Source organism: Streptomyces crystallinus (genome assembly GCF_039521265.1).
Lineage (GTDB): Bacteria > Actinomycetota > Actinomycetes > Streptomycetales > Streptomycetaceae > Streptomyces > Streptomyces crystallinus.
This window is the reverse complement of sequence record NZ_BAAACA010000001.1, coordinates 158,066-182,445: the sequence shown is the minus strand read 5'-3', so window position 1 is coordinate 182,445 and position 24,380 is coordinate 158,066. Positions and strand designations below refer to the sequence as shown.

The following is a 24,380-nucleotide window of genomic DNA, read 5'->3' as shown; positions in this document are numbered from 1 at the left end:
CCCGCCGCTCCCCCACCCTGGACCTCGTTGCGTTCGTCATGGTGCTCGTAACCGGGGTCACGCTGGTGGCCTTGGGGTTGTCACCGGAGTCCCTCGCTGCCGTATCCATCGCCCTGGCGGGCCTGTACTCGGCTTGGCGCACGGGCCGGCCGCCAGCCGCTCCGCCCACTGAGAGGGAGGTGCGGCAGGAGGAGCTCCGATCGCTTGAGAGGGGCGCGGAGCGGCGGGCGTCGCATCCCGGTGGTGAGGTCCCTGCGCGGCAGGACATCAGGTAGGTGGTTCCGGCGGGCACGAGCCCGCTGCTATGCATGGAGCCACCCATTCCCCCGCCGCTACCGGCCATTTAACCAGCGCCACAACGCGCCTGACACCTCGTCAGAACGAGCGTCGCGAGCGCCATTTCAGCGTCAAGATATCGCCCGTAACGCCCGCACCGCGCATAATGCGCACGCTCGAAACCGCAGGTCAGGAGGCCTTGGCCACCGGTTCGAGGATCGCCACGCACTCCACATGATGGGTCATCGGAAACAGATCGAACGCCCGAAGCGTCCGCACCTTGTACCCGCCCTCCGCGAAGTACGCCAGATCCCGGGCCAGCGCCGCCGGGTCGCACGCCACGTAGGCGATGCGGCGGGCGCCCAGGCCCGCGAGGTACTTGACCGTCTGCTTGCCGGCGCCCGCGCGGGGCGGGTCGAGGACGATCAGGTCGGCCTCGGAGATGCGGGTGCGGGGCAGGACCTGTTCGACCTTGCCCTGTTCGACGCGGACGCGGGGGAAGTCCGCCAGGTTGTGCCGGGCGTCCTCGACCGCTCGCTTGCCCGACTCGATGCCCAGCACCGCGCCCGTCTCACCGAGGCGTTCGGCCAGGGCGCCCGCGAAGATGCCGACGCCGCAGTACAGGTCGAGCGCCATCTCGCCCTTGCGCGGCATCAGGCCCTGCATCACGGCCTTGACCAGGGTGTCCGCCGCCTGCGGGTGGACCTGCCAGAAGCCGCCCATGCCCACGCGGTACGTACGCTCGTCGGAGCGCTCGCGCACGAACGCGCGGCCGTGCACGCGGTGCACGCCGCCGTCCTTCTCCTCCACCCGGAGCACCGAGACCGGCTTGTCGAGTTCGACCAGGGGCAGGCGGCCGCCCGGGCGCGGGGTGAGGACCACCTGGCGGTCGTGCGAGCCCGTCGCCGCGATCGCCTCGACCGCCTCCATCTGCGGCCACTCGCGCTTCTCGATGCCCAGCTCGCTGACGCCGGGCGCCGCGATCATGCAGTGGTCGATCACCTGGACGTCGTGCGAGCGGTGCTTGCGCAGGCCCGCCCGGCCGTCCTCGTCGATGGCGTACTGGACGCGGGTGCGCCACGCCGGGACCTGGCCCGCGGGGAGCTTGTCGCCCTCGGCGGGCATGACCGTGCCGTCCCAGCCGGCCTCCTCGGGCGTCAGCCCGGCGAGCCGCTGGAGCTGCTCGGCGATCACCTCGCCCTTGAGCCGGCGCTGCGCGCCCGGCTTCGCGTGCTGCCAGTCGCAGCCGCCGCACTTGCCCGGGCCCGCGAACGGGCACGGCGCCTCGACCCGGTCCTTGGACGGGGAGAGGACCGTCACCGCGTCGGCCCGCAGGTAGCGGGAGTCCTCGTCGCCCTCCGTCACCTTCGCGACGACCTTCTCGCCCGGCAGTGCGTGCCGCACGAACAGCACCCGGCCCTGCTCCGTGCGGGCGATGCAGTGCCCGCCGTGCGCGACGGGGCCGACCTCGACCTCGTACTCCTCCCCGACCATCGACGAGGGCGACGAGGGCGACGAGGGCTCTGACGCGTTCTGCATGACCGGGTGGCTCCAGGAGGAAGAGGGCTGAAGAAGAGGGGCTGCCGTGCTTGTGCGCACGACAGCCCCCCAGTCTACGTCCCCGGAAGGTCCCGGCCTTCCGGGCCCGTGTCCCCGGAAGGCCCCAGCCCACCGGGGCCCGCCGCTCAGCCCTTGCCGCTCGGCTCCTTCGGCCGCTGCGGCGCCACCGGGCCGCGCCGCACCGAGCCCGGCGCGTTCCACTCCTGCCGCTTGCGGGCCCGCTTCTTGGCCGCCTCGGAGGACTGGAGCTGGTAGGGCACGGAGGTCACCATCACGCCGGGGGTGAAGAGCAGCCGGCCCTTCAGGCGCAGGGCGCTCTGGTTGTGCAGCAGGTGCTCGTACCAGTGGCCGACCACGTACTCGGGGATGTAGACGCTGACCGCGTCGCGCGGGCTCTCCCGGCGCAGGCCCTTGACGTACTCGATCACCGGTCGGGTGATCTCGCGGTACGGCGAGTCGATGATCTTCAGCGGTACGTCGATGCCGCGCCGGTCCCACTCGTCCTTGAGCGCCTTGGTCTCGGCCGCGTCCACACTGACGCTGATCGCCTCCAGCTGGTTGGTGTGCAGCAGCTTGGCGTAGGCGAGGGCGCGCAGGGTGGGCTTGTGGAGCTTGGAGACCAGGACCACGGAGTGCACGCGCGAGGGCCGGACGTACTCGTCCGGGCGCTCCTCGGCCGCCGCGATCTCCTCGGCCACCTTGTCGTAGTGCTTGCGGATCGCGGTCATCGTTCCGTAGAAGATCACCATGCCCATCAGGGCGACCCAGGCGCCGTGGGTGAACTTGGTGGCGAGGACGACGACCAGGACGAGCCCGGTGAAGAAGGCGCCGAAGGTGTTGATCGCGCGCGAGCGGATCATGTGGCGGCGCTTGCCGGGGTCCTGCTCACGCGCCAGGTGGCGGTTCCAGTGCCGGACCATGCCGGTCTGGCTCAGGGTGAAGGAGACGAAGACGCCGACGATGTAGAGCTGGATCAGCCGGGTCGAGTCCGCGCCGTATATCACCACGAGCAGGATCGCGGCCCCGGCCAGCAGCACGATGCCGTTGGAGAACGCCAGGCGGTCGCCGCGGGTGTGCAGCTGGCGCGGCAGGTAGCGGTCCTGGGCGAGGATCGAGCCGAGCAGCGGGAAGCCGTTGTACGCGGTGTTCGCGGCCAGGAACAGGACCAGCGCGGTGGCGGCGGCCAGGATGACGAAGAGGAAGCTGCCCTTGCCGAAGACGGCCTCGGCGACCTGGGAGATCACCGGGTTCTGGACGTAGTCGGAGCCGACCGGGACGCCGCTGTGCAGCAGGTCGGTGGCGGGCTTCTCGGCCATCCGCACCTTGGTGGCCATGGCCAGCGCGATGATGCCGCAGAACATGGTGACCGCGAGGGCGCCCATCAGGGCCAGCGTGGTCGCCGCGTTCTTCGACTTGGGCTTGCGGAAGGCGGGGACGCCGTTGCTGATCGCCTCGACGCCGGTGAGCGCGGCACAGCCGGAGGAGAAGGCGCGCAGCAGCAGGAAGACCAGCGCGAAGCCCGCCAGGCCCTGGTGCTCGGCGTGGATCGTGTAGTCGGCCGTCGGGGCCTTCATCGTGTCGTCGAGGACCATGCCCTTGAAGGCACCCCAGGCGATCATGACGAAGACGCCGCCCACGAAGACGTACGTGGGGATGGCGAAGAGCTTGCCGGACTCCTTCACGCCGCGCAGGTTCATCAGCGTGAGCAGCACGATCACGACCACCGCGCACAGCACCTTGTGCTCGACCACGAACGGGATGGCCGAGCCGAGGTTCTCGATGCCGGAGGCGATCGAGACCGCGACGGTCAGGACGTAGTCGACGAGAAGCGCGCTGGCGACGGTCAGTCCGGCCTTGGGCCCCAGGTTGGTGGTGGCGACCTCGTAGTCACCGCCGCCGCTGGGGTAGGCGTGCACGTTCTGCCGGTACGAGGCGACCACGGTGAACATCAGCACCACGACCGCGACGGCGATCCAGGGGCTGTAGTGGTACGCCGACACACCCGCCACGGAGAGCACCAGGAGGACTTCTCCGGGCGCGTACGCAACGGACGAAAGCGGGTCGGATGCGAAGACGGGGAGCGCGATGCGCTTGGGGAGGAGCGTTTCTCCCAGCTTGTCGCTGCGCAGCGCCCGGCCGATCAGGATCCGTTTGGGCACGTCGGTCAGTTTGGACACAACAGAGAAGCGTAAGGGCTGCGTATTGACGCGGCCCACCCGCCACCCCCCATCAGTACGAGACAGCCGCCCACACGGCCGCCGCCAGGACCGCGAGCGCGTACCCGGCGGCCGCCGCCGCCACCGTCCGCGCACGGGCCGGCGCGCTCAGTCGCGTACGGGCCAGCAGCCACGCCAGCGCCGGCAGGACGAGCACCGCGTGCAGGCTCACCGCGTGCAGCGGCTTGAGCGGCGCGGTCGAGTCGTAGGCGGCGAGCTGGTGGCCGGTGCGGGTGAGCACCACGCCCCGGGCGATCATCGCCGCGCCGGAGGCGAGCGCGACCAGCAGGATCGCGAAGCCCGCCCGTACGGCGAGCGCCATCCCGGCCGGTCCCGAGGGCGGGCGGCGGAACGCGGCGGCGGCGAACCACGTGAGGATCACCACGAGCAGACCCCCGCCGAAGGCCAGCGTCATCGAGACCGCCGAGTCGAACGGCGTCTCCATGTCGAGGTGCGAGGGCACCTTCCGCCAGGCCTGGAGGGTGATACCGGCCACTTCGAGCACGCTGTCGGCGGCCAGCAGCCCGAGCAGCGCCGCACGGGTGCGCGCGCTGGTCCGTACGTACGAGGTCACCCAGGTCAGCGCCGCCAGGGTGAGGCCGAAGGACAGGCCGAAGGTGGCGGGCTTGCGCCAGGAGACCGGGCCGTCCCAGGGGCCGCCCGCCACCGCGAACACCCCCAGATGGAACAGTCCGGAGGCGAACAGGGCGGCCGCGGTGGCCAGCGCGAGCCGCGCGGCGGCGCCGCCGCGCGGGCCGGCCGTGGCCGGAAGACGATCGCCCTCGGGCAGGAGTGAACGCCGTGTCGTTTCCATGCGTCTCAGCCTGCGCGACGGATGTGCGGCGGGGCGTCCTGCGGTGGGAGGCTCACCGACTGCGCCCGCGGAAGTACCGACGCTGGTGAGTGCAGACCGCCGCGAGCCGCATAAGCTCATGACCGGGCAACGCCGACAAGGAAGTATGTGAGGGGACGTGCACATCGTCATCATGGGCTGCGGGCGAGTGGGAGCCGCTCTCGCGCAGACCTTGGAGCAGCGGGGCCACACCGTGGCCGTCGTCGACCAGGACCCCACGGCCTTCCGCAGGCTCGGTTCCGGGTTCAGCGGTCGCCGGGTCACCGGTGTCGGCTTCGACCAGGACACCCTGCGTGAAGCGGGGATCGAGGAGGCCGGCGCGTTCGCCGCGGTCTCCAGCGGCGACAACTCCAACATCATCGCGGCCCGGGTGGCCCGCGAGATGTTCGGGATCGAGAACGTCGCGGCCCGCATCTACGACCCGCGCCGCGCCGAGGTGTACCAGCGGCTCGGGATCCCGACGGTCGCCACGGTCCGCTGGACCGCCGACCAGATGCTGCGGCGGCTGCTGCCGTCCGGCGCGGAGCCGCTGTGGAGCGACCCGAGCGGCGCGCTGCAGCTGGCGGAGGTGCACACCTCCACGGCCTGGATCGGCCACAAGATCAGCACGCTGCAGGAGGAGACCGGCGTGCGCGTCGCCTTCCTCACCCGGCTGGGCGAAGCGGTCCTGCCGAGCTCGCAGACCGTGCTGCAGGAAGGTGACCTGGTCCACGTGATGATGCGGACGGACGAGGTCGAGAAGGTCGAGGCGGCCTTCGCCCAGGGTCCCGAGGAGGGCGGTCACTGATGCGCGTCGCGATTGCCGGGGCCGGCGCGGTGGGTCGTTCCATCGCGGGCGAGCTCCTTGAGAACGGTCACGAGGTGCTCCTCGTGGACAAGGCGCCCACCGCCATCTCGGTGGAGCGGGTGCCGCAGGCGGAGTGGCTGCTCGCCGACGCCTGTGAGATCACCTCGCTGGACGAGGCGGCGCTCCAGCGCTGCAACGTGGTCATCGCGGCCACCGGCGACGACAAGGTGAACCTGGTCGTCTCGCTGCTCGCGAAGACCGAGTACGGTGTGCCGCGCGTGGTCGCCCGGGTCAACAACCCGAAGAACGAGTGGCTGTTCAACGAGTCGTGGGGCGTGGACGTCGCCGTCTCGACCCCGCGTCTGATGTCGGCGCTGGTCGAGGAGGCGGTGAGCGTCGGCGACCTGGTGCGGCTGCTGCGCTTCAGCCACGGCGACGCCAACCTGGTCGAGCTGACGCTGCCGCCGGAGTCCGCGCTGGCGGGCACCCAGGTCAGCGATGTGGCCTGGCCGCAGGACACCTCGCTGGTGACGATCATCCGGGGGACGCGGGTGCTCACTCCGCAGGCGGAGGAGACGCTGGAGGCGGGCGACGAGCTGCTGTTCGTGGCCGCCCAGGCGCGCGAGGAGCAGCTGGAGGACCTGCTGTCGGTCCGTCGGGAAGAGTCCGCCAGCTGACGTGCCCTCATGGGTGTGCAAAGGGCCGGGAGTACGGTGCGTACTCCCGGCCCTTTGCCATGTGCCCAAGCTGCGGGCCGTCTGTGACTGGTCGCGCAGTTCCCCGCGCCCCTACGGGGCGGTCTCGGCCGCCTTGGCCGCCTTAGCCGCCTCCTCTTCCGCTTCCATCTCCGCGAACACGTCGATCGGCGGCGGGGCCTTGGCCAGGAAGATCCAGGTGAGCCAGACCGCCAGCAGGAACGGGGGGATCTTCAGGGCGATCAGCACCCAGCCCAGCTGGGAGGTGTTGGCCCACCAGTAGAGCGGGAAGAGGATCGCGCACTTGGCGAGCAGGATCAGGCCCCAGGCCCAACTCGCCTTCGTGTACGCCTTCTTGCGGCCCGGGTTGCGGGTGCGCCAGGACAGGTTCTCCTTGAAGACCGGGCCCAGCATCAGCCCGATCAGCGGGACCCCGAAGAGCGTCGTCACCAGGTAGGTGAGCGCCAGGCCCAGCGTGTAGAGCATGCCGGGGAGATAGAAGTCCTTCGCGTTGCCCGTCATCATTGCGAAGACCACGCCGAAGGCCACGCCGAAGACGCCGCTGAAGGCGTGCTTGACGGTGTCCTTGCGGATCAGCCGGACCACCACGAGCAGCAGCGAGACCGCGACGGCGGCGATCGCCGAGCTGTGCAGGTCCTTGTTGACCGTGAAGATCGTGACGAAGAGGAGGCCGGGCAGGCACGTCTCCACCATGCCCCGGATCCCGCCGAACGCCTCGAAGAGCGCGGCTTCGGTGACGGCTTTGGCGTCGGCGGCGGTGCGCGCGTGCTGGGCGGCGGTCGTGGTGGTCGGCTTGTCGACTGACGTCACCGGCTACTCCTGTCCGAGCGGTCGGAGTTCGTATTTGGGGTTGAACAGCACCCGCCGGCCATGGCTCATCGAGATCCGGCCCGAGGCGATCAGCTTGCGGCCCGGCTCTATGCCCACGATCGAGCGCCGTCCCAGCCACACCACGTCCAGCGGGGCGGTCCCGTCGAAGAGCTCGGCTTCCAGCGCCGGGACGCCCGCCCTCGGGCGCAGGGTGACCGTCCGCAAGGTACCAGTCACCTTGACTATCTGGCGGTCGTCGCAGTCGGAGATGCGGGTGCACCCCGTGGCCTGCGTGTCCTCCTGCAGTTCCGCGGAGTGCAAGTCCTCCTGCGAGGTGGACAGCCGGTCGAGCATCCGGCGGAAGCGCCCCGCGGGCTTCTCGGTTCGAAGGTCAGCACTCATACAGAAAGCGTACCGGGCGCCACCGACACGGGAGATGCCCGCGCCCGGCCTTCCCGGACGCGTCCACGGCCGTCACCGCACGGACACGGCCGCTCACCGCTCGAAGCGGTATCCCATCCCGGGCTCGGTGATGAAGTGGCGCGGGTGCGAGGGATCGAGTTCCAGCTTGCGGCGCAGCTGGGCCATGTAGACGCGCAGGTAGTTCGTCTCCGTCCCGTAGGAGGGGCCCCAGACCTCCTGGAGGAGCTGCTTCTGGCTCACCAGCCGTCCCGTGTTGCGCACCAGCACCTCCAGCAGGTGCCACTCGGTGGGCGTCAGGCGTACGTCCCGGCCCTCCCGGTTGACCTTCTTCGCGGCCAGGTCGACGGTGAAGCCCTCGGTCTCCACGGTCACCACGTCGCCCGCGCCCTCGCCGCCGACCGGCTCGGCGCGGCGCACGGCCGCCCGCAGCCGGGCGAGCAGCTCGTCCATGCCGAACGGCTTGGTGACGTAGTCGTCGGCGCCCGCGTCCAGCGCCTCGACCTTCTCGTCCGAGGTGTGGCGGGCCGAGAGGACCAGGATCGGCACCCGGGTCCAGCCGCGCAGCCCCTTGATCACCTCGACGCCGTCCATGTCGGGCAGTCCGAGGTCCAGGACGACCACGTCGGGGTGGCGGGCGGCCGCGAGCTGGAGCGCGGTGGCCCCGTCGGGGGCCGCGTCCACCTCGTACTTCCTCGCCTTGAGGTTGATCACGAGGGCGCGGACGATCTGCGGCTCGTCGTCCACCACGAGCACCCGGGTCATGCGGGTCCTGCTTTCTGTCGCGGGCCGTGGGTCACGAGGTGACCTGGGCGGAGAGGTCGGCGAGGACCGGGCCGGGGCCGGGCACCGCCCTGAGGGTGAGGACCATGGTCATACCGCCGCCGGGGGTGTCCTCGGCGGTGAGGGTGCCGCCCATCGACTCCACGAAGCCGCGGGCGACCGCGAGCCCCAGCCCCACTCCGGCGCCGCGCGGAGCGTCACCGTACCGCTGGAAGGGCTCGAAGATCCGTTCCTTGCTCTCGTCGGGGACGCCGGGGCCGCGGTCGGCCACCCGGAGTTCGACGCGGTCGCCGAGCGCGCTGGCGGCCACCAGGACGGGGGTGGCTTCGGGGCTGTACTTGACGGCGTTCTCGACGATGTTGGCGACGGCCCGCTCCAGCAGGCCGGAGTCGACGGCGACCATCGGCAGGCTCTCCGGGATGTCCAGCTCGACGCTGTCCTCCGGTACGCCGCCGAGCGCCATCGGGACCACCTCGTCGAGGTCGATCTCGCGGATGATCGGGGTGACGGTGCCGGTGTTGAGGCGGGACATGTCGAGCAGGTTGCCGACCAGGTGGTCGAGCCGGTCGGCGCCGTCCTCGATCCCGGCCAGGAGCTCGGCCTCGTCGTCCTCGGACCACTCGACGTCGTCGGAGCGCAGCGAGGTCACGGCGGCCTTGATGGAGGCCAGCGGGGTGCGCAGGTCATGGCTGACGGCGGCGAGCAGCGCGGTGCGGATGCGGTTGCCCTCGGCGAGCTTGCGGGACTCCTCGGCCTTGTCGAGCAGGCGGCGGCGGTCGAGGACCACGGCGGCCTGGGCGGCGAAGGCACCGAGCACCCGGCGGTCCTCGGCGGGCAGCACCCGTCCGCTCAGCGCGAGCGCCATGTGGTCGCCGGCGGGCATGTCGACGTCGGCGTCCTCGGGTCGGGCGACGGGGTGCGGGCCGACGCTGCCGGCGCGGGTCCACGGCTCCACGTCGCCGGCCCGCTCCAGCAGGGCCACGGACTCCATGGCGAAGGTCTCGCGGACCCGCTCCAGGAGCGCGTCCAGGGTGGTCTCGCCGCGCAGCACGCTGCCCGCGAGGAAGGAGAGAATCTCCGACTCGGCGCGCAACCGGGCCGCCTGGTGGGTGCGGCGGGCCGCGAGGTCGACCACGGAGGCCACCGAGACCGCCACCAGGAAGAAGATCGCGATGGCCAGGATGTTCTTGGGGTCCGCGATGGTGATCCGGTGCAGCGGCGGGGTGAAGTAGTAGTTCAGCAGGAACGAGCCGAACGCGGCCGAGGCGAGCGCCGGGAGCAGTCCGCCGAGCAGGGCCGCGGCGACCGTGAGCGTCAGGAACAGCAGCATGTCGTTGGCGAGCCCGAGGTCCGCGTCGACGTTGGTCAGCAGCAGCGCGAGCAGCGCCGGTCCCGCGACCCCGGTGAGCCAGCCCCAGATGCGGCGGACCCGCCCCAGCCGGGCGCCGCGCGCCACCGGCAGACCGCGCCCCTTGGCCGCCTCCTCGTGGGTGACGATGTGGACGTCGAGGTCGTGCCCGGACTCCCGGGCGACGGTCGCGCCGACGCCGGGCCCGAAGATGTACTGCCAGGTCTTGCGGCGGCTGGAGCCGAGGACGATCTGGGTGGCGTTGACGCCCTGGGCGAACTCCAGGAGGGAGGCGGGGATGTCGTCGCCTATGACGTGGTGAAAGGTTCCGCCAAGGTCTTCGACCAGGGTGCGCTGGACGGCGAGCTCCTTGGGCGAGGCGGAGGTGAGCCCGTCGCTGCGGGCCACGTACACCGCGAGGATCTCGCTGCCGGAGCCCTTGGCGGCCATCCGGGCCGCGCGCCGGATCAGGGTGCGGCCCTCGGGTCCGCCGGTCAGTCCGACGACGATCCGCTCGCGGGCCTGCCAGGTGGAGCGGATGTCGTGCTCGCCCCGGTACTGCTGGAGGTACTCGTCGACCCGGTCGGCGACCCACAGCAGCGCGAGCTCGCGCAGCGCGGTCAGGTTGCCGGGGCGGAAGTAGTTGGACAGGGCCGCGTCGACCTTGTCGGACTGGTAGATGTTGCCGTGCGCCATCCGGCGCCGCAGGGCCTGCGGCGACATGTCGACGAGCTCGATCTGGTCCGCCCGCCGCACCACCTCGTCGGGCACGGTCTCGCGCTGGCGCACCCCGGTGATCGACTCGACGACGTCGCCCAGCGACTCCAGGTGCTGGATGTTGACGGTGGAGACCACGTCGATGCCCGCCCGCAGCAGCTCCTCGACGTCCTGCCAGCGCTTGGTGTGGCGCGAGCCGGGCACATTGGTGTGGGCGAGCTCGTCCACCAGGGCGACCGCGGGCCGGCGCTCCAGGACCGCGTCCACGTCCATCTCGGTGAAGGCCGAGCCGCGGTACTCGATCTCGCGTCGCCGGACCTGCTCCAGGCCGTGCAGCATCACCTCGGTGCGCGGGCGGCCGTGGTGCTCCACGAACGCGACCACGCAGTCGGTGCCGCGCTCCACGCGCCGGTGGCCCTCGGACAGCATCGCGTACGTCTTGCCGACGCCCGGTGCCGAACCGAGGTAGATCCGTAGCTTGCCGCGTGCCATGGCCCCATTGTCTTTCAGAGAACTGCTGCGTACGCGGTGCCGACCTTACGGCCACCGATTCCGGCATATCGGACGGGGGGTCCCGCTGAGCTGCCGTATTGACGCGATTCTGATGGGACGGGGCGAGGCCGGGCCGGTCAGCCGTGGTCGATGATCCGCCCGTCGCTGAGCTCCAGGACCCGGTCCGCGAGCCCGAGCAGCTGGGTGTCGTGGGTGGCGACCAGGGCGGTGACGCCCTCGCTGCGCACGACCGCGCGCAGCAGCTCCATCACGGCGAGCCCCGTCTCGGCGTCCAGCTGGCCGGTGGGCTCGTCGGCGATCAGGAGCGCGGGGCGGTTGGCGAGCGCGCGGGCGATGGCGACCCGCTGCTGCTGGCCGCCGGAGAGCTCGCCGGGGCGCTGCTGGGCGTGGTCGGCGAGCCCGACCAGGGCGAGCAGCAGCTCCACGCGCGCCTCGCGCTCGGCCGGGTCGGCCCTGCGCAGCCGCAGCGGGACGCCGACGTTCTCGGCGGCCGACAGGATCGGGATCAGCCCGAAGGACTGGAAGATGAAGCCGACGCGGTCGCGGCGCAGCGCCAGCAGCCCCTCCTCGCCGAGGTCCGCCAGGTCCGTGGCGTCGACGGTGATCCGCCCGCCGTCGGGCCGGTCCAGCCCGCCGACCAGGTTGAGCAGCGTCGTCTTGCCCGATCCGGAGCGCCCCTTGAGCGCCACGAGCTCGCCGCGCGGCACCTCGAAGGAGACCCCGCGCAGCGCGTGGACGGCGGCGGCGCCCTCCCCGTACGAGCGGCGCAGGTCCTCGACGACGACCATCGGCCCGGTGCCCGGCTCCTCGGCGACCGCCGTGCCGCGCCCGCTGGTGCTCTCGCTCATGCCCGCTCCCCCGTACGTGTGTTCCCCGGCCGCGCCAGTATGTGCAGCGCGCACCCGTCCGGGCAATGCACGGGGGCGCACACGCCGACGGGCCGCGTCCCGGTGAGGGGACGCGGCCCGCCGTGGGACCGGTGAGGTCAGCGCACCTCGGTGATCTCCGGGCCGCGCTGGAGCTGGCCCATGCCGCCGGAGAAGCGCGAGCCCTCCTGCTCCTCCTGCTGGACGCCGTCGGGCATCATCTGCGCGTCGTCCGGCAGCTTCAGGACGATCGGGTCGCGCGGGGCCATCGGGCCGTCGCCGCGCACCACGACGGTGTCCTGGAAGATCTGCTCGAGGAGCCCGGCGGCCTGCGGCTGCACCGCGCCCTGGCCGGAGATCACACCGCGCAGGAACCAGCGCGGCCCGTCCACGCCGACGAAGCGGACCAGCTGCACACCGTTCGTACCGTCCGGGAGCTGGACCGGCACCTGGGCCCGCAGCTCCCAGCCCAGCGGGCCCTCGACCTCGTCGATGACACCGCCCTGCTGGGTGATGCCGGAGGCGATCTCCTCGCGGACCTCGCCCCAGATGCCCTCGTTCTTGGGGGCCGCGAAGGCCTGCAGCTGTACGGCGCTGTCGCGCAGCACGACGGTGGCCGCGACGATCGCGTCACCCGCGACCTCGACCCGCAGCTCCATGCCCTCGACCCCGGGGACGAACATCCCGCCCAGGTCGACCCGGCCGTCGGCCGCCTCGGAGACCTCGCTGATGTCCCACGGTCCGTCCGGCCGGGGCGCCGGCGGCAGGTTCACGCGGCGCGGCCCGTCCGCCTCACCGGCGTAGTCGGCATCGGCGTAGTCGCCGTCTTCAGCATCGATGCCGTCGACGACCTGCTCGGCCTCGCCCGCCGGCTCTTCGGCGGATCCGCTCTTCTTGCGACGTCCGAACACGTCACTGTCCTTCCCGGTCGGATACGACCGAAGCGTATCGATTCCCACCCGTAGTGCCGTCCCCAGCGGCATGACCGCCGGTGGAACCGAAGCCCCCCTCGGCCCGCGCCGAACCGGGAAGCTCCGCCACCTCGTGGAAGCGGACCTTCTCGACCTGCTGGACGACAAGTTGGGCAATCCGGTCGAATCGCTCGAACCGCACGGTCTCGCGCGGGTCGAGATTGACCACGATCACCTTGATTTCCCCACGGTACCCGGCATCCACCGTCCCTGGGGCATTCACCAGGGCGACACCGCAGCGTGCGGCCAGGCCGGACCTCGGATGCACAAACGCCGCGTACCCGTCGGGCAGGGCGATACTCACCCCGGTGGGCAGTACGGCCCGCTCCCCGGGGGCCAGTTCGGCGGCCTCGGTGGTGACGAGGTCGGCCCCCGCGTCGCCGGGGTGCCCGTACGCCGGGATCGGCACCTGCGGGTCGACTCGGCGGAGGAGGACGTCTACGGGGTTACGGGTCACGGGTTCACCTCGAAGGCGCGGGCGCGCCTGACCTGGTCGGGGTCGGACATGACGGCCTGGATCTCCTGCGGACGGCCGTTCTCGATGAAGTGGTCGACCTTCACCTCGATGAAGAGGGCGTCGGCCCGGACCGCGACCGGCCCGTCGGGGCCGCCTATCCGCCCGGTCGCCGTGGAGTAGATCTTCCGGCCGTCGACGGCGGTGACCTCGGCCTCCAGGAACAGCACGGTGTCCACCGGCACGGGCCGCACGAAGTCGGTCTCCAGCCTGCCGGTCACCGCGATGGTCTGGAGCAGCCAGTTCAGCGAGCCGAGCGTCTCGTCGAGCGCCGTGGCGAGCACCCCGCCGTGCGCGAGCCCGGGCGCGCCCTGGTGCGCCGGGCGCACGGTGAACTCGGCGGTCACGGTCACGCCCTCACCGGCCCGCGCCGCCAGGTGCAGTCCATGGGGCTGTCCGCCGCCGCAGCCGAAGCAGTGCTCGTAGTGCGCGCCGAGCAGGTCGCCCGGGGCGGGCGCGTCGGGGTGCCGGACCGGCGGCGCGGCGTCGGCCGGGGGCGTCAGGGACGCAGATCTAGCAGTCACAGCCGCTGACCTTACCCGCGGTCCAGGGCGCCGGTCGCGCCGTGCCAAGCTTGCTGTCATGCAGCCGAACGCCCCTCAGTACACCGAACGCCTCACCGCCCCCCGCTCCTGGTGGCTGATCGCCGCTCTGGTCGGGGTGGCCTGCGCGCTGATGCTGCTCCCGCTGGGCGGCCTGCCGCTCCTGGCCGGCCTGATCGGCGGGACGGCCGCGGCCGCGGTGGTGGTGAGTTCGTACGGTTCGGTACGGATCCGGGTGGTGGCGGGCACGCTGGTGGCGGGCGACGCCCGGATCCCGGTGACGGCGCTCGGCGAGCCCGAGGTGCTGGAGGCGGAGGAGGCCAGGGCCTGGCGCCTGCACAAGGCGGACCCGCGGGCGTTCATGCTGCTGCGCAGCTACATCCCGACGGCGATACGGGCGGAGATCACCGACCCCGAGGACCCGACCCCGTACGTCTACCTCTCGACGAGGGACCCGAAGGCTTTGAAGGCGGCCTTGGACGGCGTACGAGCCCTTTAGGGGCGCGGGGAACTGCGCGACCAGCCCACCACAGCCCACGGTCGAAAACCGACGCCAGGACTCGGCGCGTCAGCGCCCGAGCTCTTTCGGAAGCTCCCCGGGCCGCGGGGGGTCAGCGGGTTGCTCCAGGGGCGCAAGCTCCGGAAGGGCCTCCCACGGCACCTGCCGTGCACGCAGGTCGGCCCGGACATGCGAAGCCACTTTCTTCGTGTCGCGCCGATTCATCACGGCCCCCACCGCCGCCCCCACCATGAACGGCGTCAGATTCGGCAGATTGCGGACCATCCGCTTCATGATCTGCTGCCGCAGTTCCCGCTTCATCTGCCCGCCGAGGGCCGCATTGATGGTCGCCGGTTTGGTTACCTGGACCCCGCGCTCCTCGGTCCAGGACGTCAGATACGCGGTGGAGCGCTCTTTCAGATTGCCGGGCGGCCGCATCCCGTAGACCTCGTGGAGCTCGGCGATGAGCTTGAGTTCGATGGCGGCGACGCCGGTGATCTCGGCGGCCAGCTCGGCCGGCATGGCCGGCGGGACGGGGAGCATCGCGGCGGCCCCGATGCCCGCGCCCACCGTCGAGGTGGCGTTCGCGGCGCCGGAGATCAGTTTGTCCGCGATTTCCTCCGGGCCGAGACCCGGGAATTGCCGGCGCAGGGTCGCCAGGTCGCGGACCGGAATGCGCGGGGCGATCTCGATGACGCGGTCGGCGAGGTGGCCGATTGCGGCCCGTGCGCTCACGCCGCTCCAGCGCACGCCCTTCTTGATGGCCGGGACGCCCTTGGCGGTCGCGGCTCTGCGCAGGGCGTCCAGGCGTCGGGCCCCGGCCGCGGGCCCCGCCTGGTCGTCCAGTGCTGCTTCGAGCGAGGCCGATCGGCCCCGCTCGTCCTCGTGTACCTCTGCGGCAGAGCTCACCGCGGGGAGGGCGGAGGGCTCGGTGGGCGTCTGGACGCCCTCAGCCGGGCCTGTGCCGCCCTGTGACGCCTCGGGTGAACCCGGGGCACCCTTTCGCCGGAACGGTCGCTTCCGGGGCGGTTCGGCGCCTGCCACAGTCTGCCTGATCAGTCGCAGTCGCGGCAGATCGGCTGGCCGTTCTTCTCCCGGGCCAGCTGGCTGCGGTGGTGCACGAGGAAGCAGCTCATGCAGGTGAACTCGTCGGCCTGCTTGGGCAGGACCCGAACGGCGAGCTCCTCGTTGGAGAGGTCCGCGCCGGGCAGTTCCATGCCCTCCGCGGCCTCGAAGTCGTCGACGTCGACGGCCGAGGCGGACTTGTCGTTCCGCCGGGCCTTCAGTTCTTCAAGACTGTCGGAATCGACGTCGTCATCGGTCTTGCGTGGGGTGTCGTAGTCCGTTGCCATGTCGCTCTCCCCCTCTGGGTGGTTGCGGTGTCTCCAGCGCACGTAACGCGTGAGAGGCCGGACTTGTGCCCGACCCGAGGCGGAGATTTTGCCTCACATCAAGGTCTGTTACTCAATCGACACCCAGCCGCACTCCTCAAGAGTGATCGTCTTGGATGGCGATCGGGACCGTACACGGTCCGAATGTCGCACTTCACGGGCGTCACCCCGTGTACTTCCCGTGATCTCACCCCCCGGAAACCCGGACTTTTCCCGGTTTTCCGGGGGAAGCCTTGATCACGGAGAGTAGATGGCCGGAAATTTGCCCCTGTGATTGATCACACACGAATATCTTCGGAACGGGTCCCGAAAATTCCGCTCAAAGCGAACTTCTCGACGGCGTCGAAAAGCAGCTCAGACGGGCAAAGTGACACGCATCACGAGGCCGCCTCCCTCACGGGGCTCCGCGATGATACGGCCTCCGTGGGCCCGCGCGACCGACCGGGCGATGGACAGGCCGAGTCCGACCCCCTTGTCGCTCCCCGTCCGCTCGGTCCGCAGCCGCCGGAACGGCTCGAAGAGGTTGTCGATCTCGTACGCGGGAACCACCGGCCCCGTGTTCGAGACCAGCAGGACCGCCTGGCCGTCCTTGAGCTCGGTGGTGACCGAGACCCAGCCGTCCTCGGGCACGTTGTAGCGCACGGCGTTCTGGACCAGGTTCAGGGCGATCCGCTCCAGGAGCACACCGTTGCCCTGGACCACCGCGGGCGCCCGCTCGCCGCGGATCTCCACGCCCTTGGCCTGGGCCTCGCCGCGGGCCTGGTCGAGGGCGCGGGTGGCGACCTCGGCCAGGTCGACCGGCTTGCGGTCGACGATCTCGTTCTCGCTGCGGGCGAGCAGCAGCAGGCCCTCCACCAGCTGCTCGCTGCGCTCGTTGGTGGCCAGCAGCGTCTTGCCCAGCTGGTGGAGCTCCATGGGCGCCCCGGGGTCGGAGAGATGGACCTCCAGGAGGGTGCGGTTGATCGCCAGCGGGGTCCGCAGCTCGTGCGAGGCGTTGGCGACGAACCGCTGCTGGGCCGTGAAGGCCCGCTCCAGGCGGTCCAGCATGTCGTCGAAGGTGTCCGCGAGCTCCTTGAGCTCGTCGTCCGGCCCGTCCAGCTCGATCCGCCGGGTCAGGTCGGTCCCGGCCACCCGGCGGGCGGTGCGGGTGATCCGGCCCAGCGGCGACAGGACGCGGCCCGCCATCGCGTAGCCGAAGGCGAACGCGATGACGCTGAGGCCGACCAGCGCCATCAGGGAGCGGGTCAGGAGGTCGTCGAGGGCGTGCTGGCGCTGCTGGGCCACACAGCGGCTGATGGCCTCGTTGAACTCCTGGGCGTTGCCGGTGCCCGGGATCTGGCAGCTGCCGCTCTGCACGGTCACGTTCTGACCGCCGAGGATCTTGAACGGGGCATTGCCGGAGTGCAGCGCCGTCGCCGCCAGCAGATAGATGATCGAGAGCAGCAGGATGCCCGCGATCATGAACATGCCGCCGTAGAGCAGGGTCAGCCTTATCCGGATGGTCGGGCGCACCCAGGGGAAGGGCGGTTCGGCCCCCCTGGGGTCCCAGGTCGGCTTCGGCGGCGCCGTCGGTGGCGCGGGGGTCGTGGCCATCGCGGTCAGATCCGGTATCCCGAGCCGGGCACGGTGACGATCACGGGCGGCTCACCGAGCTTGCGGCGCAGCGTCATGACCGTCACGCGCACCACGTTGGTGAACGGGTCCGTGTTCTCGTCCCAGGCCTTCTCCAGGAGCTGCTCGGCCGAGACGACCGCGCCCTCGCTGCGCATCAGCACCTCCAGGACCGCGAACTCCTTGGGCGCGAGCTGGATCTCCCTGCCGTCGCGGAAGACCTCGCGCCGGTTGGGGTCGAGCTTGATGCCCGCGCGCTCCAGGATGGGCGGCAGCGGCACGGTCGTACGACGGCCGAGCGCCCGCACCCGGGCGGTCAGCTCGCTGAAGGCGAACGGCTTGGGCAGATAGTCGTCGGCGCCGATCTCCAGGCCCTCCACCCGGTCGCTGACGTCGCCGGAGGCGGTCAGCATCAGCACCCGGGTGGGCATCCCCAGCTCGACGATCTTGCGGCACACGTCGTCGCCGTGCACCACCGGGAGGTCCCGGTCGAGCACGACCACGTCGTAGTCGTTGACCCCGATGCGCTCGAGCGCGGCGGCGCCGTCGTAGACCACGTCGACGGCCATGGCCTCCCGGCGCAGTCCGGTGGCCACCGCATCGGCGAGCAGCTGCTCGTCCTCGACGACGAGTACGCGCACGGCGCTTTTCCTTCCCTGTCGAGCCCTCGCGGGCCGGTGTACGCCCCCCCATGGGCCCCGGTGGGCCCGCGCGGGCGTTCCTGAGCCCGTACGGGCGGTCCTGTGGGCACAGAAGCAGTGACTGTGCGCTTCCATCCTGCCCCTTACGGCCATAAACCGGCGGTAAGACGGTGCCGCCGCCCAGCCGGGGCCCGACCTGCGGATTCCCGGGTCGCCCGGGAATTGCGGGGATTGCCGGGCGAGTTGAGGTTTCTCGGACACCGGGCCGGGGGAGGACGACTGCACACCCGCGATCACGCCCTGTATGTGGCATGCCACTGCCTGCTGCTCGTGATCGTGGCCCACCGTCGGCACACCCCCAAGTGCCACCGCCACCGACCCACGACGAGGGGGCGCACCATGGACGCATTCACGGCAGGACTCCTGCAGCGCATCAAGGCCACGGAGACGGACCTCACGCGGGCCCGCGAGACCGGCGACGACTTCCTCGCCGAGGTCGAGCAGGCCGAGCTCGACGACCTCCACCGCCTCGCCGCCGAACACGGCGTCGAGGTGGCGGCCGCGGCACACTGACGCACCGCGCGACGGACCCCCGGCACCAGGCAGGACGGTGCCGGGGGTCTCCGCTGTCCGGGGCCCGGCCCGGACAGCTCGCTCGTGCGGGTCGCCGTGCGGCGAGGGTGCGTGCCGGGCCTCGGGGCGCAGACGGGGGTTCGCAAGCAGGCTCTCAGTCGTGCCAGGCGCCGTGCTCCTCCAGGAGCGCCTGGAGCGGGCCGAAGAGCTCCGGGGTCGCCGCGATCGTCAGCTCCCGCGACGGCGGGTCGCCCGCGCGCCCGCCGGTCACGGCGCCCGCCTCGCGCGCGATGAGGTCGCCCGCCGCCAGGTCCCAGGGGTTGAGACCGCGCTCGTAGTACGCGTCCAGCCGCCCGGCCGCCACGTCGCACAGGTCGATCGCGGCCGAGCCGCCGCGCCGGATGTCCCGGAACAGGGGAATCAGGCGCTGTACGACGGACGCCTGGTGGGCCCGGACCGACTGGACGTAGGCGAAGCCGGTGCCGAGCAGGGACTGCTCCAACGGGGCGGCCGGGCGGCAGCGCAGCCGCCGCTCGCCGAGGAACGCGCCGCCGCCCAGCACCGCGTGGTACGTCTCGCCGCGCATCGGGGCCTCGACCACGCCCGCGACCCGCACGCCGTCGCGCTCGGCGGCGATGGAGACCGCCCAAGTGGGCAGCCCGTAGAGGTAGTTGACGGTGCCGTCCAGCGGGTCGATGACCCAGCGGATGCCGCTGGTGCCCTCGCTGGAGGCGCCCTCCTCGCCGAGGAAGCCGTCGTCGGGGCGCCGCTCGGAGAGGAAGCCGGTGATCAGCTTCTCGGCGGCGATGTCCATCTCGGTGACGACGTCGATGGAGCTCGTCTTGGTGGCGGCCACGCCCAGGTCGTCCGGGCGGCCGTCGCGCAGCAGCGCCCCGGCCCGGCGGGCGGCCTCCAGGGCCAGCGCGAGCAGCGCTCTGTTCTCGGCCTGCTCGGCGCCCTCGGCGTCCTCGGGCGGCGCGGTGGTGGGCTCGGTCATGCTCGCTCCTTACGCGTACGGGCTGTCGGCGCCGGCCGCGGCGGGCCGGGGGGCGCGGGCCGGGCAGCAGCCGACCGGGCAGAGGTCGTGCGAGGGGCCGAGCGCGCCCAGGGCGCAGCGCTCCACGCGCTCGCCGCGCTCGGCCGCCGCCCGCTCCAGGACGAGCTCGCGCACGGCGGCGGCGAACCGGGGGTCCGCGCCGACCGTGGCCGACCGCGCGACCGGCAGACCGAGCTCGGCGGCCTTGGCGGTGGCCTCGGTGTCCAGGTCGTACAGCACCTCCATGTGGTCCGAGACGAAGCCGATGGGCACCATCACGACCGCGGGCACGCCCTTGCCGTGCAGGGTCTCCAGGTGGTCGCAGATGTCCGGCTCCAGCCAGGGGATGTGCGGGGCGCCCGAGCGGGACTGGTAGACGAGCTCCCAGGGGCGCTCGACGCCGGTCTCCTCACGCACCGCGTCGGCGACCAGCCGGGCCACGTCCAGGTGTTCGCGCACATAGGCGCCGCCCTCGCCGTGCTCCTCGGGCGGGCCGGAGGTGTCGGCGGCGGCGTTGGGGATCGAGTGCGTGGTGAACGCGAGGTGGGCGCCGACGCGGACCTCCTCGGGCAGGCCGGCCAGCGAGGCGAGCACGCCCTCGACCATCGGGCGCACGAAGCCGGGGTGGTTGAAGTAGTGCCGCAGCTTGTCCACCCGCGGCGGCTCGATCCCCTCGGCCTCCAGCGCGGCCAGCGCGTCCGCCAGGTTCTCCCGGTACTGGCGGCAGCCCGAGTACGACGCGTAGGCGCTGGTGGTGAGCACGGCGATACGGCGGTGACCGGCCAGGGCCATCTCGCGCAGGGTGTCCGTCAGATACGGCGCCCAGTTCCGGTTGCCCCAGTGGACCGGGAGGTCCAGGCTGTTGTGCGCGAAGTCCTCGCGCAGGGCTTCCAGCAGGGCGCGGTTCTGGTCGTTGATGGGGCTGACCCCGCCGAACAGGAAGTAGTGCTGCCCCACCTCCTTGAGCCGCTCCTTGGGGATGCCCCGGCCGCGCGTCACGTTCTCCAGGAACGGGACCACGTCGTCCGGGCCCTCGGGGCCGCCGAAGGAGAGCAGCAGCAGGGCGTCGTACGGAGCCGCTTCGCCGGCCGCTCCAGGAGCTTGATCGCGCAGATCGGACATGACACCGATCCTGCCATCCGTCACTGACAGGCGCGGAACCGGCCCGGCCCGGCGGCCGCCGGGGAGCGCGCGCCGGTGAGGCCGGAAAAACGCGTGCGCCGGGGGCACCTGACACCGTAAGTTCAACACCGTAAGGTTTAGACGTTAAGTACACCCGTATCAGTGACACGCTTCAGCCCCACGGCTGAGCCGGCCGCCGGAGCCCCCATGCCCAGTCCGTACCGCGCGATATTCGCCGCCCCCGGCAGCAAGCGGTTCTCCGCGGCCGGGCTGCTCGGCCGGATGCCGCTGTCCATGATGGGCATCGGCATCGTCACGATGATCTCCCAGCTCACCGGCCGCTACGGGCTGGCCGGGGCGCTCTCCGCGACCCTCGCCATGTCGGCCGCCGTGCTCGGCCCGTACATCTCGCGCCTGGTCGACCGGCACGGCCAGCGGCGGGTGCTGCGCCCCGCCACGCTCGCCGCGGTGGCCGCCGTGGCCGGGCTGCTCGTCTGCGCCCAGCAGGGCGCCCCCGACTGGTCGCTGTTCGCGTTCGCCGCGGCCGCGGGCTGCGTGCCGAGCGTCGGCTCGATGGTCCGTGCCCGCTGGGCCGAGCTCTACCGGGGCGACGGGCAGCGGCTGCACGCCGCGTACTCGTGGGAGTCGATCGTCGACGAGCTCTGCTTCATCATCGGGCCGATCCTGTCCATCGGGCTCTCCACCGCCTGGTTCGCGGAGGCGGGGCCGCTGATCGCGGCCGGGTTCCTGACGGTCGGCGTCTTCTGGCTGACCGCCCAGCGCGCCACCGAGCCGGTGCCGCACCCGCGCGAGCACCACACCGGCGGCTCCGCACTGCGCTCCCCCGGCCTCCAGGTCCTGGTCGCCACCTTCGTCGCCACCGGCGCGATCTTCGGCGCCGTCGACGTGGTCACCGTGGCCTTCGCGGACGAGCGCGGCCACAAGGCGGCGGCCAGTCTGGTGCTCGCCGTCTACGCGCTGGGCTCCTGCCTCGCGGGCGCCGTCTTCGGACTGCTGCGCCTCAAGGGCGCCCCTGCCAGGAGGTGGTTGGTGGGAGTGGCTGCGATGGCGGTGAGTATGATCCCGCTCCAACTGGCCGGGAGCCTGCCGTTCCTGGCCGTGGCGCTCTTTGTCGCGGGCCTGTCCATCGCACCGACGATGGTGACGACCATGGCCCTCGTCGAACAGCATGTACCGCGCAGCAAGCTCACCGAGGGCATGACCTGGACCAGTACCGGGCTCGCGGTCGGTGTGGCGCTCGGGTCGTCGGCCGCCGGCTGGGCGGTGGACGCGGCGGGCGCGCGCTCGGGGTATCTGGTGCCCGTCGTCTCGGGAGCGCTCGCGGCCGCGGTGGCGTTCCTGGGGTACCGCCGGCTGAGCAGGCCGGCGCCTGGGCGGGAGGGGCTCGGAGCAGATGAGCGGAGCGAGCAGCAGCACGTGGCGTAACTGGGCGGGCAACGTCACGGCCCGGCCGGTGCGGGAGGTCTCCCCGGCCTCGGCGGCCGAGCTGGCCGATGCGGTGCGCCGGGCCGCCGAGGACGGCCTGAAGGTGAAGGCGGTCGGCACCGGCCACTCCTTCACCACGGCCGCCGCCACCGACGGTGTGCTCATACGCCCGGATCTGCTCACCGGGATACGGGAGATCGACCGTACGGGCATGACGGTGACCGTCGAGGCGGGCACGCCCCTGAAGCGGCTGAACGCCGTCCTCGCGCGCGAGGGCCTCTCGCTCACCAACATGGGCGACATCATGGAGCAGACGGTGGCCGGGGCCACCTCCACCGGCACCCACGGCACCGGCCGCGAATCGGCTTCCATCGCCGCGCAGATCACCGCGCTCGAACTGGTCACCGCCGACGGCTCGCTGCTGAAGTGCTCGGCCGAGGAGAACCCGGATGTCTTCGCGGCGGCCCGGATAGGCCTGGGAGCGCTGGGCGTCGTCTCGGCGATCACCTTCGCGGTGGAGCCGGAGTTCCTGCTCACCGCGCGCGAGGAGCCGATGGCCTTCGACAAGGTCACGTCGGAGTTCGAGGCGCTGCACGCCGAGAACGAGCACTTCGAGTTCTACTGGTTCCCGCACACCGGCAACTGCAACACCAAGCGCAACAACCGCAGCGCGGGCCCCGCCGCCCCGCCCGGCCGGGTGAGCGGCTGGATCGAGGACGAGTTCATGTCCAACGGCCTCTTCCAGGTCGTCTGTTCGCTGGGCCGGGCCGTCCCCGCGACGATCCCCGCGATCGCCAAGGTTTCCAGCCGGGCTCTCTCCGCCCGTACGTACACCGACATTCCGTACAAGGTCTTCACAAGTCCCCGCCGGGTGCGATTCGTCGAGATGGAGTACGCGGTGCCGCGCGAGGCCGTCGTGGCGGCGCTGCGCGAAGTGCGGGCGCTGGTCGAGCGGTCGAACCTGCGGGTGAGCTTCCCGGTGGAGGTGCGCACCGCCCCGGCCGACGACATCGCGCTCTCCACGGCGTCCGGGCGCGACACCGCGTACATCGCCGTGCACATGTACAAGGGCACGCCGTACCAGGCGTACTTCACCGCCGTGGAGCGGATCATGACCGCGCACGGGGGCCGGCCGCACTGGGGCAAGGTGCACACCCGCGACGCCGAGTACTTCGCCGAGGCCTATCCGCGCTTCGGCGAGTTCACCGCCCTGCGCGACCGGCTCGATCCCGACCGGCTGTTCGGCAACGCCTATCTGCGCCGGGTGCTCGGGGACTGACGCCCTACGGCGTGGGGGCGGGCGCGTCCGTCCGCGCGCCCGCCCCCTTGTCCGGGGTGGCGCCGCCCGGGTCGGTGGACGCGCCCCCCTTGGACGGCGAGGGCGACGGCGGCGGGGTCGGGGTGCCGCCCGAGGAGCCCGAACCGCCGGTGGAGGCGCCGCCGGTCGCGGTGGAGGGCGTCGGCGACGGGCTGCCGCCTCCCGGGCCCGGGGCGCCGCCGGTGGCGGAGGCGCCACCGCTCCCCTGTTCCGGGTCCGGCGAGGCCAAGGCGCCCCCGTCGGCACCCGAGCCGGAGGGTCGCGGGGTGTGCCGCCCGGGTTCGGAGTCCTTGCCGGTGCCGTCCCCGGAGTCCTTGTCGGAGTCCGTCCGCGACGGGCCCCCGCCGCTCCCGCTGACGACCGAGCCGAACGTGGTGCCGCCGCTGCCGCCGCCCAGCTCGCCGCCGGACGCCAGTTCGTAGGTGGTGATGCCGCCCATCGCGACCGCGAAGACGACGGCCGCGCCGAGCGCCGACCGCTTCCAGCCGCGCAGCCGGGTGCCGTGCACGGTGGCCGCGCCGAACTCGCCCTCGCGGGTGTCCTCGTACGCCGGCAGGCCCGGGTCGCGGCGCGCCCTGGGCAGCGACTGGACGGTGACGTCGCGCAGTTGTTCGCCCGTACGCCGGAACAGGTGCTGGAAGACGGTGCCGCCACAGGTGGCGACGACGCTCACCACACCGGCGCCGAGGATCGTCCCGTAGACACCGAGCCGGGAGGCGAGCACGGCGGCCGCGATCGCCGCGAGCGCGCTGCCCGCGACCTGGGGCACACTCAGATCGATGCGCTTCTCGTCCAGTTTCGTCCCGGTATCCGGCTTCTCACCCATCTACAGCCTCTGTTCGCCCTTCTCC

General features: G+C 71.9%; 24 protein-coding genes. 6 read left to right on the top strand and 18 right to left on the bottom strand.

Features of this window, described 5'->3' with window-relative positions; translation table 11 throughout:
- Positions 1-465 precede the first annotated feature (465 nt).
- The 3 genes from ABD236_RS00770 to ABD236_RS00760 form a co-directional block, all read right to left on the bottom strand.
- Positions 466-1,815 carry a class I SAM-dependent RNA methyltransferase gene (locus ABD236_RS00770; RefSeq protein WP_344068446.1) on the bottom strand — a complete coding sequence of 450 codons (1,350 nt, stop codon included), beginning with the start codon at positions 1,813-1,815 and terminating at the stop codon, positions 466-468.
- 146 nt (positions 1,816-1,961) lie between these two features.
- Positions 1,962-4,013 (bottom strand): APC family permease, encoded by a 2,052-nt coding sequence (locus tag ABD236_RS00765; protein WP_344068443.1) that lies wholly within the window; start codon positions 4,011-4,013, stop codon positions 1,962-1,964.
- A gap of 52 nt (positions 4,014-4,065) precedes the next feature.
- Positions 4,066-4,866: a hypothetical protein gene (locus ABD236_RS00760; RefSeq protein ID WP_344068440.1), complete on the bottom strand. Its 801-nt coding sequence runs from the start codon at positions 4,864-4,866 to the stop codon at positions 4,066-4,068.
- A gap of 157 nt (positions 4,867-5,023) precedes the next feature.
- On the opposite strand from ABD236_RS00760, the gene ABD236_RS00755 reads away from it, so the two are divergent.
- Together ABD236_RS00755 and ABD236_RS00750 are read left to right on the top strand one after the other, a co-directional pair.
- Positions 5,024-5,692 (top strand): potassium channel family protein, encoded by a 669-nt coding sequence (locus tag ABD236_RS00755; protein ID WP_344068437.1) that lies wholly within the window; start codon positions 5,024-5,026, stop codon positions 5,690-5,692.
- Positions 5,692-6,369: a potassium channel family protein gene (locus ABD236_RS00750; RefSeq protein ID WP_344068434.1), complete on the top strand. Its 678-nt coding sequence runs from the start codon at positions 5,692-5,694 to the stop codon at positions 6,367-6,369. Before ABD236_RS00755 ends, ABD236_RS00750 begins: the two co-directional genes overlap by 1 nt.
- 111 nt (positions 6,370-6,480) lie before the next feature.
- On the opposite strand, the gene ABD236_RS00745 is transcribed toward ABD236_RS00750, so the two are convergent.
- From ABD236_RS00745 to ABD236_RS00710, 8 genes are all read right to left on the bottom strand, one after another.
- Positions 6,481-7,218 (bottom strand): DUF3159 domain-containing protein, encoded by a 738-nt coding sequence (locus tag ABD236_RS00745; RefSeq protein WP_344068432.1) that lies wholly within the window; start codon positions 7,216-7,218, stop codon positions 6,481-6,483.
- Positions 7,219-7,221: 3 nt separating this feature from the next.
- Positions 7,222-7,620 (bottom strand): OB-fold nucleic acid binding domain-containing protein, encoded by a 399-nt coding sequence (locus ABD236_RS00740; protein ID WP_190091524.1) that lies wholly within the window; start codon positions 7,618-7,620, stop codon positions 7,222-7,224.
- A gap of 93 nt (positions 7,621-7,713) precedes the next feature.
- Entirely contained in the window at positions 7,714-8,403 is a 690-nt protein-coding gene (locus tag ABD236_RS00735; RefSeq protein ID WP_344068423.1) for a response regulator, read from the bottom strand.
- Positions 8,404-8,434: 31 nt separating this feature from the next.
- A complete protein-coding gene (locus tag ABD236_RS00730) occupies positions 8,435-10,978 on the bottom strand; it encodes an ATP-binding protein (protein ID WP_344068420.1) in 2,544 nt (847 codons plus the stop codon).
- A gap of 137 nt (positions 10,979-11,115) precedes the next feature.
- Complete coding sequence (locus ABD236_RS00725; protein WP_344068417.1) at positions 11,116-11,847, bottom strand: ABC transporter ATP-binding protein; 732 nt, start codon at positions 11,845-11,847, stop codon at positions 11,116-11,118.
- 137 nt (positions 11,848-11,984) lie between these two features.
- Positions 11,985-12,776 (bottom strand): DUF3710 domain-containing protein, encoded by a 792-nt coding sequence (locus ABD236_RS00720; RefSeq protein ID WP_344068414.1) that lies wholly within the window; start codon positions 12,774-12,776, stop codon positions 11,985-11,987.
- A 1-nt stretch (position 12,777) separates the two neighbouring features.
- Positions 12,778-13,293, bottom strand: a complete 516-nt coding sequence (dut, locus tag ABD236_RS00715) for a dUTP diphosphatase (protein ID WP_344068411.1) — start codon at positions 13,291-13,293, stop codon at positions 12,778-12,780.
- Entirely contained in the window at positions 13,290-13,874 is a 585-nt protein-coding gene (locus ABD236_RS00710) for a PaaI family thioesterase (protein ID WP_344068408.1), read from the bottom strand. The genes dut and ABD236_RS00710 overlap by 4 nt, the downstream gene beginning before the upstream one ends.
- A gap of 58 nt (positions 13,875-13,932) precedes the next feature.
- Here ABD236_RS00710 and ABD236_RS00705 point away from each other — a divergent pair, with 58 nt between their 5' ends.
- Positions 13,933-14,391, top strand: coding sequence for a DUF3093 domain-containing protein (locus ABD236_RS00705; protein WP_344068405.1), 459 nt, complete (start codon positions 13,933-13,935; stop codon positions 14,389-14,391).
- 69 nt (positions 14,392-14,460) lie between these two features.
- Here ABD236_RS00705 and ABD236_RS00700 read toward each other — a convergent pair whose 3' ends face one another.
- From ABD236_RS00700 to ABD236_RS00685, 4 genes are all read right to left on the bottom strand, one after another.
- The gene (locus ABD236_RS00700; protein ID WP_344068402.1) at positions 14,461-15,435 is read right to left on the bottom strand and encodes a hypothetical protein; all 975 of its coding nucleotides are present in this window, start codon (positions 15,433-15,435) and stop codon (positions 14,461-14,463) included.
- 11 nt (positions 15,436-15,446) lie between these two features.
- Positions 15,447-15,743: a DUF4193 domain-containing protein gene (locus tag ABD236_RS00695; RefSeq protein ID WP_067165176.1), complete on the bottom strand. Its 297-nt coding sequence runs from the start codon at positions 15,741-15,743 to the stop codon at positions 15,447-15,449.
- A 393-nt stretch (positions 15,744-16,136) separates the two neighbouring features.
- The gene (locus ABD236_RS00690) at positions 16,137-17,375 is read right to left on the bottom strand and encodes a sensor histidine kinase (protein WP_344068395.1); all 1,239 of its coding nucleotides are present in this window, start codon (positions 17,373-17,375) and stop codon (positions 16,137-16,139) included.
- A gap of 5 nt (positions 17,376-17,380) precedes the next feature.
- Entirely contained in the window at positions 17,381-18,034 is a 654-nt protein-coding gene (locus tag ABD236_RS00685) for a response regulator transcription factor (protein WP_344068392.1), read from the bottom strand.
- A gap of 399 nt (positions 18,035-18,433) precedes the next feature.
- Here ABD236_RS00685 and ABD236_RS00680 point away from each other — a divergent pair, with 399 nt between their 5' ends.
- Positions 18,434-18,607, top strand: coding sequence for a hypothetical protein (locus tag ABD236_RS00680; RefSeq protein ID WP_344068389.1), 174 nt, complete (start codon positions 18,434-18,436; stop codon positions 18,605-18,607).
- A 154-nt stretch (positions 18,608-18,761) separates the two neighbouring features.
- Here ABD236_RS00680 and ABD236_RS00675 read toward each other — a convergent pair whose 3' ends face one another.
- Positions 18,762-19,604, bottom strand: a complete 843-nt coding sequence (locus ABD236_RS00675) for an inositol monophosphatase family protein (RefSeq protein WP_344068386.1) — start codon at positions 19,602-19,604, stop codon at positions 18,762-18,764.
- A 9-nt stretch (positions 19,605-19,613) separates the two neighbouring features.
- Complete coding sequence (locus ABD236_RS00670; RefSeq protein ID WP_344068383.1) at positions 19,614-20,765, bottom strand: ferrochelatase; 1,152 nt, start codon at positions 20,763-20,765, stop codon at positions 19,614-19,616.
- Positions 20,766-20,972: 207 nt separating this feature from the next.
- Between ABD236_RS00670 and ABD236_RS00665 the strand changes: the two genes are divergently transcribed.
- Together ABD236_RS00665 and ABD236_RS00660 are read left to right on the top strand one after the other, a co-directional pair.
- Entirely contained in the window at positions 20,973-22,211 is a 1,239-nt protein-coding gene (locus ABD236_RS00665) for an MFS transporter (RefSeq protein ID WP_344068380.1), read from the top strand.
- On the top strand, positions 22,180-23,490 hold the full coding sequence (locus ABD236_RS00660) for a D-arabinono-1,4-lactone oxidase (RefSeq protein WP_344068377.1): 1,311 nt from the start codon (positions 22,180-22,182) through the stop codon (positions 23,488-23,490). The genes ABD236_RS00665 and ABD236_RS00660 overlap by 32 nt, the downstream gene beginning before the upstream one ends.
- A 4-nt stretch (positions 23,491-23,494) precedes the next feature.
- Here the strand turns inward: ABD236_RS00660 and ABD236_RS00655 are convergent, their stop codons facing one another.
- Positions 23,495-24,355, bottom strand: coding sequence for a hypothetical protein (locus tag ABD236_RS00655; RefSeq protein WP_344068374.1), 861 nt, complete (start codon positions 24,353-24,355; stop codon positions 23,495-23,497).
- Positions 24,356-24,380 lie beyond the last annotated feature (25 nt).

Bases quoted from the DNA above. Each gene is read 5' to 3' on its own strand.
- ABD236_RS00770 (WP_344068446.1), bottom strand. From the start codon at position 1,815: ATGCAGAACGCGTCAGAGCCCTCGTCGCCCTCGTCGCCCTCGTCGATG.
- ABD236_RS00760 (WP_344068440.1), bottom strand. From the start codon at position 4,866: ATGGAAACGACACGGCGTTCACTCCTGCCCGAGGGCGATCGTCTTCCG.
- ABD236_RS00750 (WP_344068434.1), top strand. From the start codon at position 5,692: ATGCGCGTCGCGATTGCCGGGGCCGGCGCGGTGGGTCGTTCCATCGCG.
- ABD236_RS00740 (WP_190091524.1), bottom strand. From the start codon at position 7,620: ATGAGTGCTGACCTTCGAACCGAGAAGCCCGCGGGGCGCTTCCGCCGG.
- ABD236_RS00735 (WP_344068423.1), bottom strand. From the start codon at position 8,403: ATGACCCGGGTGCTCGTGGTGGACGACGAGCCGCAGATCGTCCGCGCC.
- ABD236_RS00730 (WP_344068420.1), bottom strand. From the start codon at position 10,978: ATGGCACGCGGCAAGCTACGGATCTACCTCGGTTCGGCACCGGGCGTC.
- ABD236_RS00725 (WP_344068417.1), bottom strand. From the start codon at position 11,847: ATGAGCGAGAGCACCAGCGGGCGCGGCACGGCGGTCGCCGAGGAGCCG.
- ABD236_RS00705 (WP_344068405.1), top strand. From the start codon at position 13,933: ATGCAGCCGAACGCCCCTCAGTACACCGAACGCCTCACCGCCCCCCGC.
- ABD236_RS00695 (WP_067165176.1), bottom strand. From the start codon at position 15,743: ATGGCAACGGACTACGACACCCCACGCAAGACCGATGACGACGTCGAT.
- ABD236_RS00690 (WP_344068395.1), bottom strand. From the start codon at position 17,375: ATGGCCACGACCCCCGCGCCACCGACGGCGCCGCCGAAGCCGACCTGG.
- ABD236_RS00680 (WP_344068389.1), top strand. From the start codon at position 18,434: ATGGACGCATTCACGGCAGGACTCCTGCAGCGCATCAAGGCCACGGAG.
- ABD236_RS00675 (WP_344068386.1), bottom strand. From the start codon at position 19,604: ATGACCGAGCCCACCACCGCGCCGCCCGAGGACGCCGAGGGCGCCGAG.
- ABD236_RS00670 (WP_344068383.1), bottom strand. From the start codon at position 20,765: ATGTCCGATCTGCGCGATCAAGCTCCTGGAGCGGCCGGCGAAGCGGCT.
- ABD236_RS00665 (WP_344068380.1), top strand. From the start codon at position 20,973: ATGCCCAGTCCGTACCGCGCGATATTCGCCGCCCCCGGCAGCAAGCGG.
- ABD236_RS00660 (WP_344068377.1), top strand. From the start codon at position 22,180: ATGAGCGGAGCGAGCAGCAGCACGTGGCGTAACTGGGCGGGCAACGTC.
- ABD236_RS00655 (WP_344068374.1), bottom strand. From the start codon at position 24,355: ATGGGTGAGAAGCCGGATACCGGGACGAAACTGGACGAGAAGCGCATC.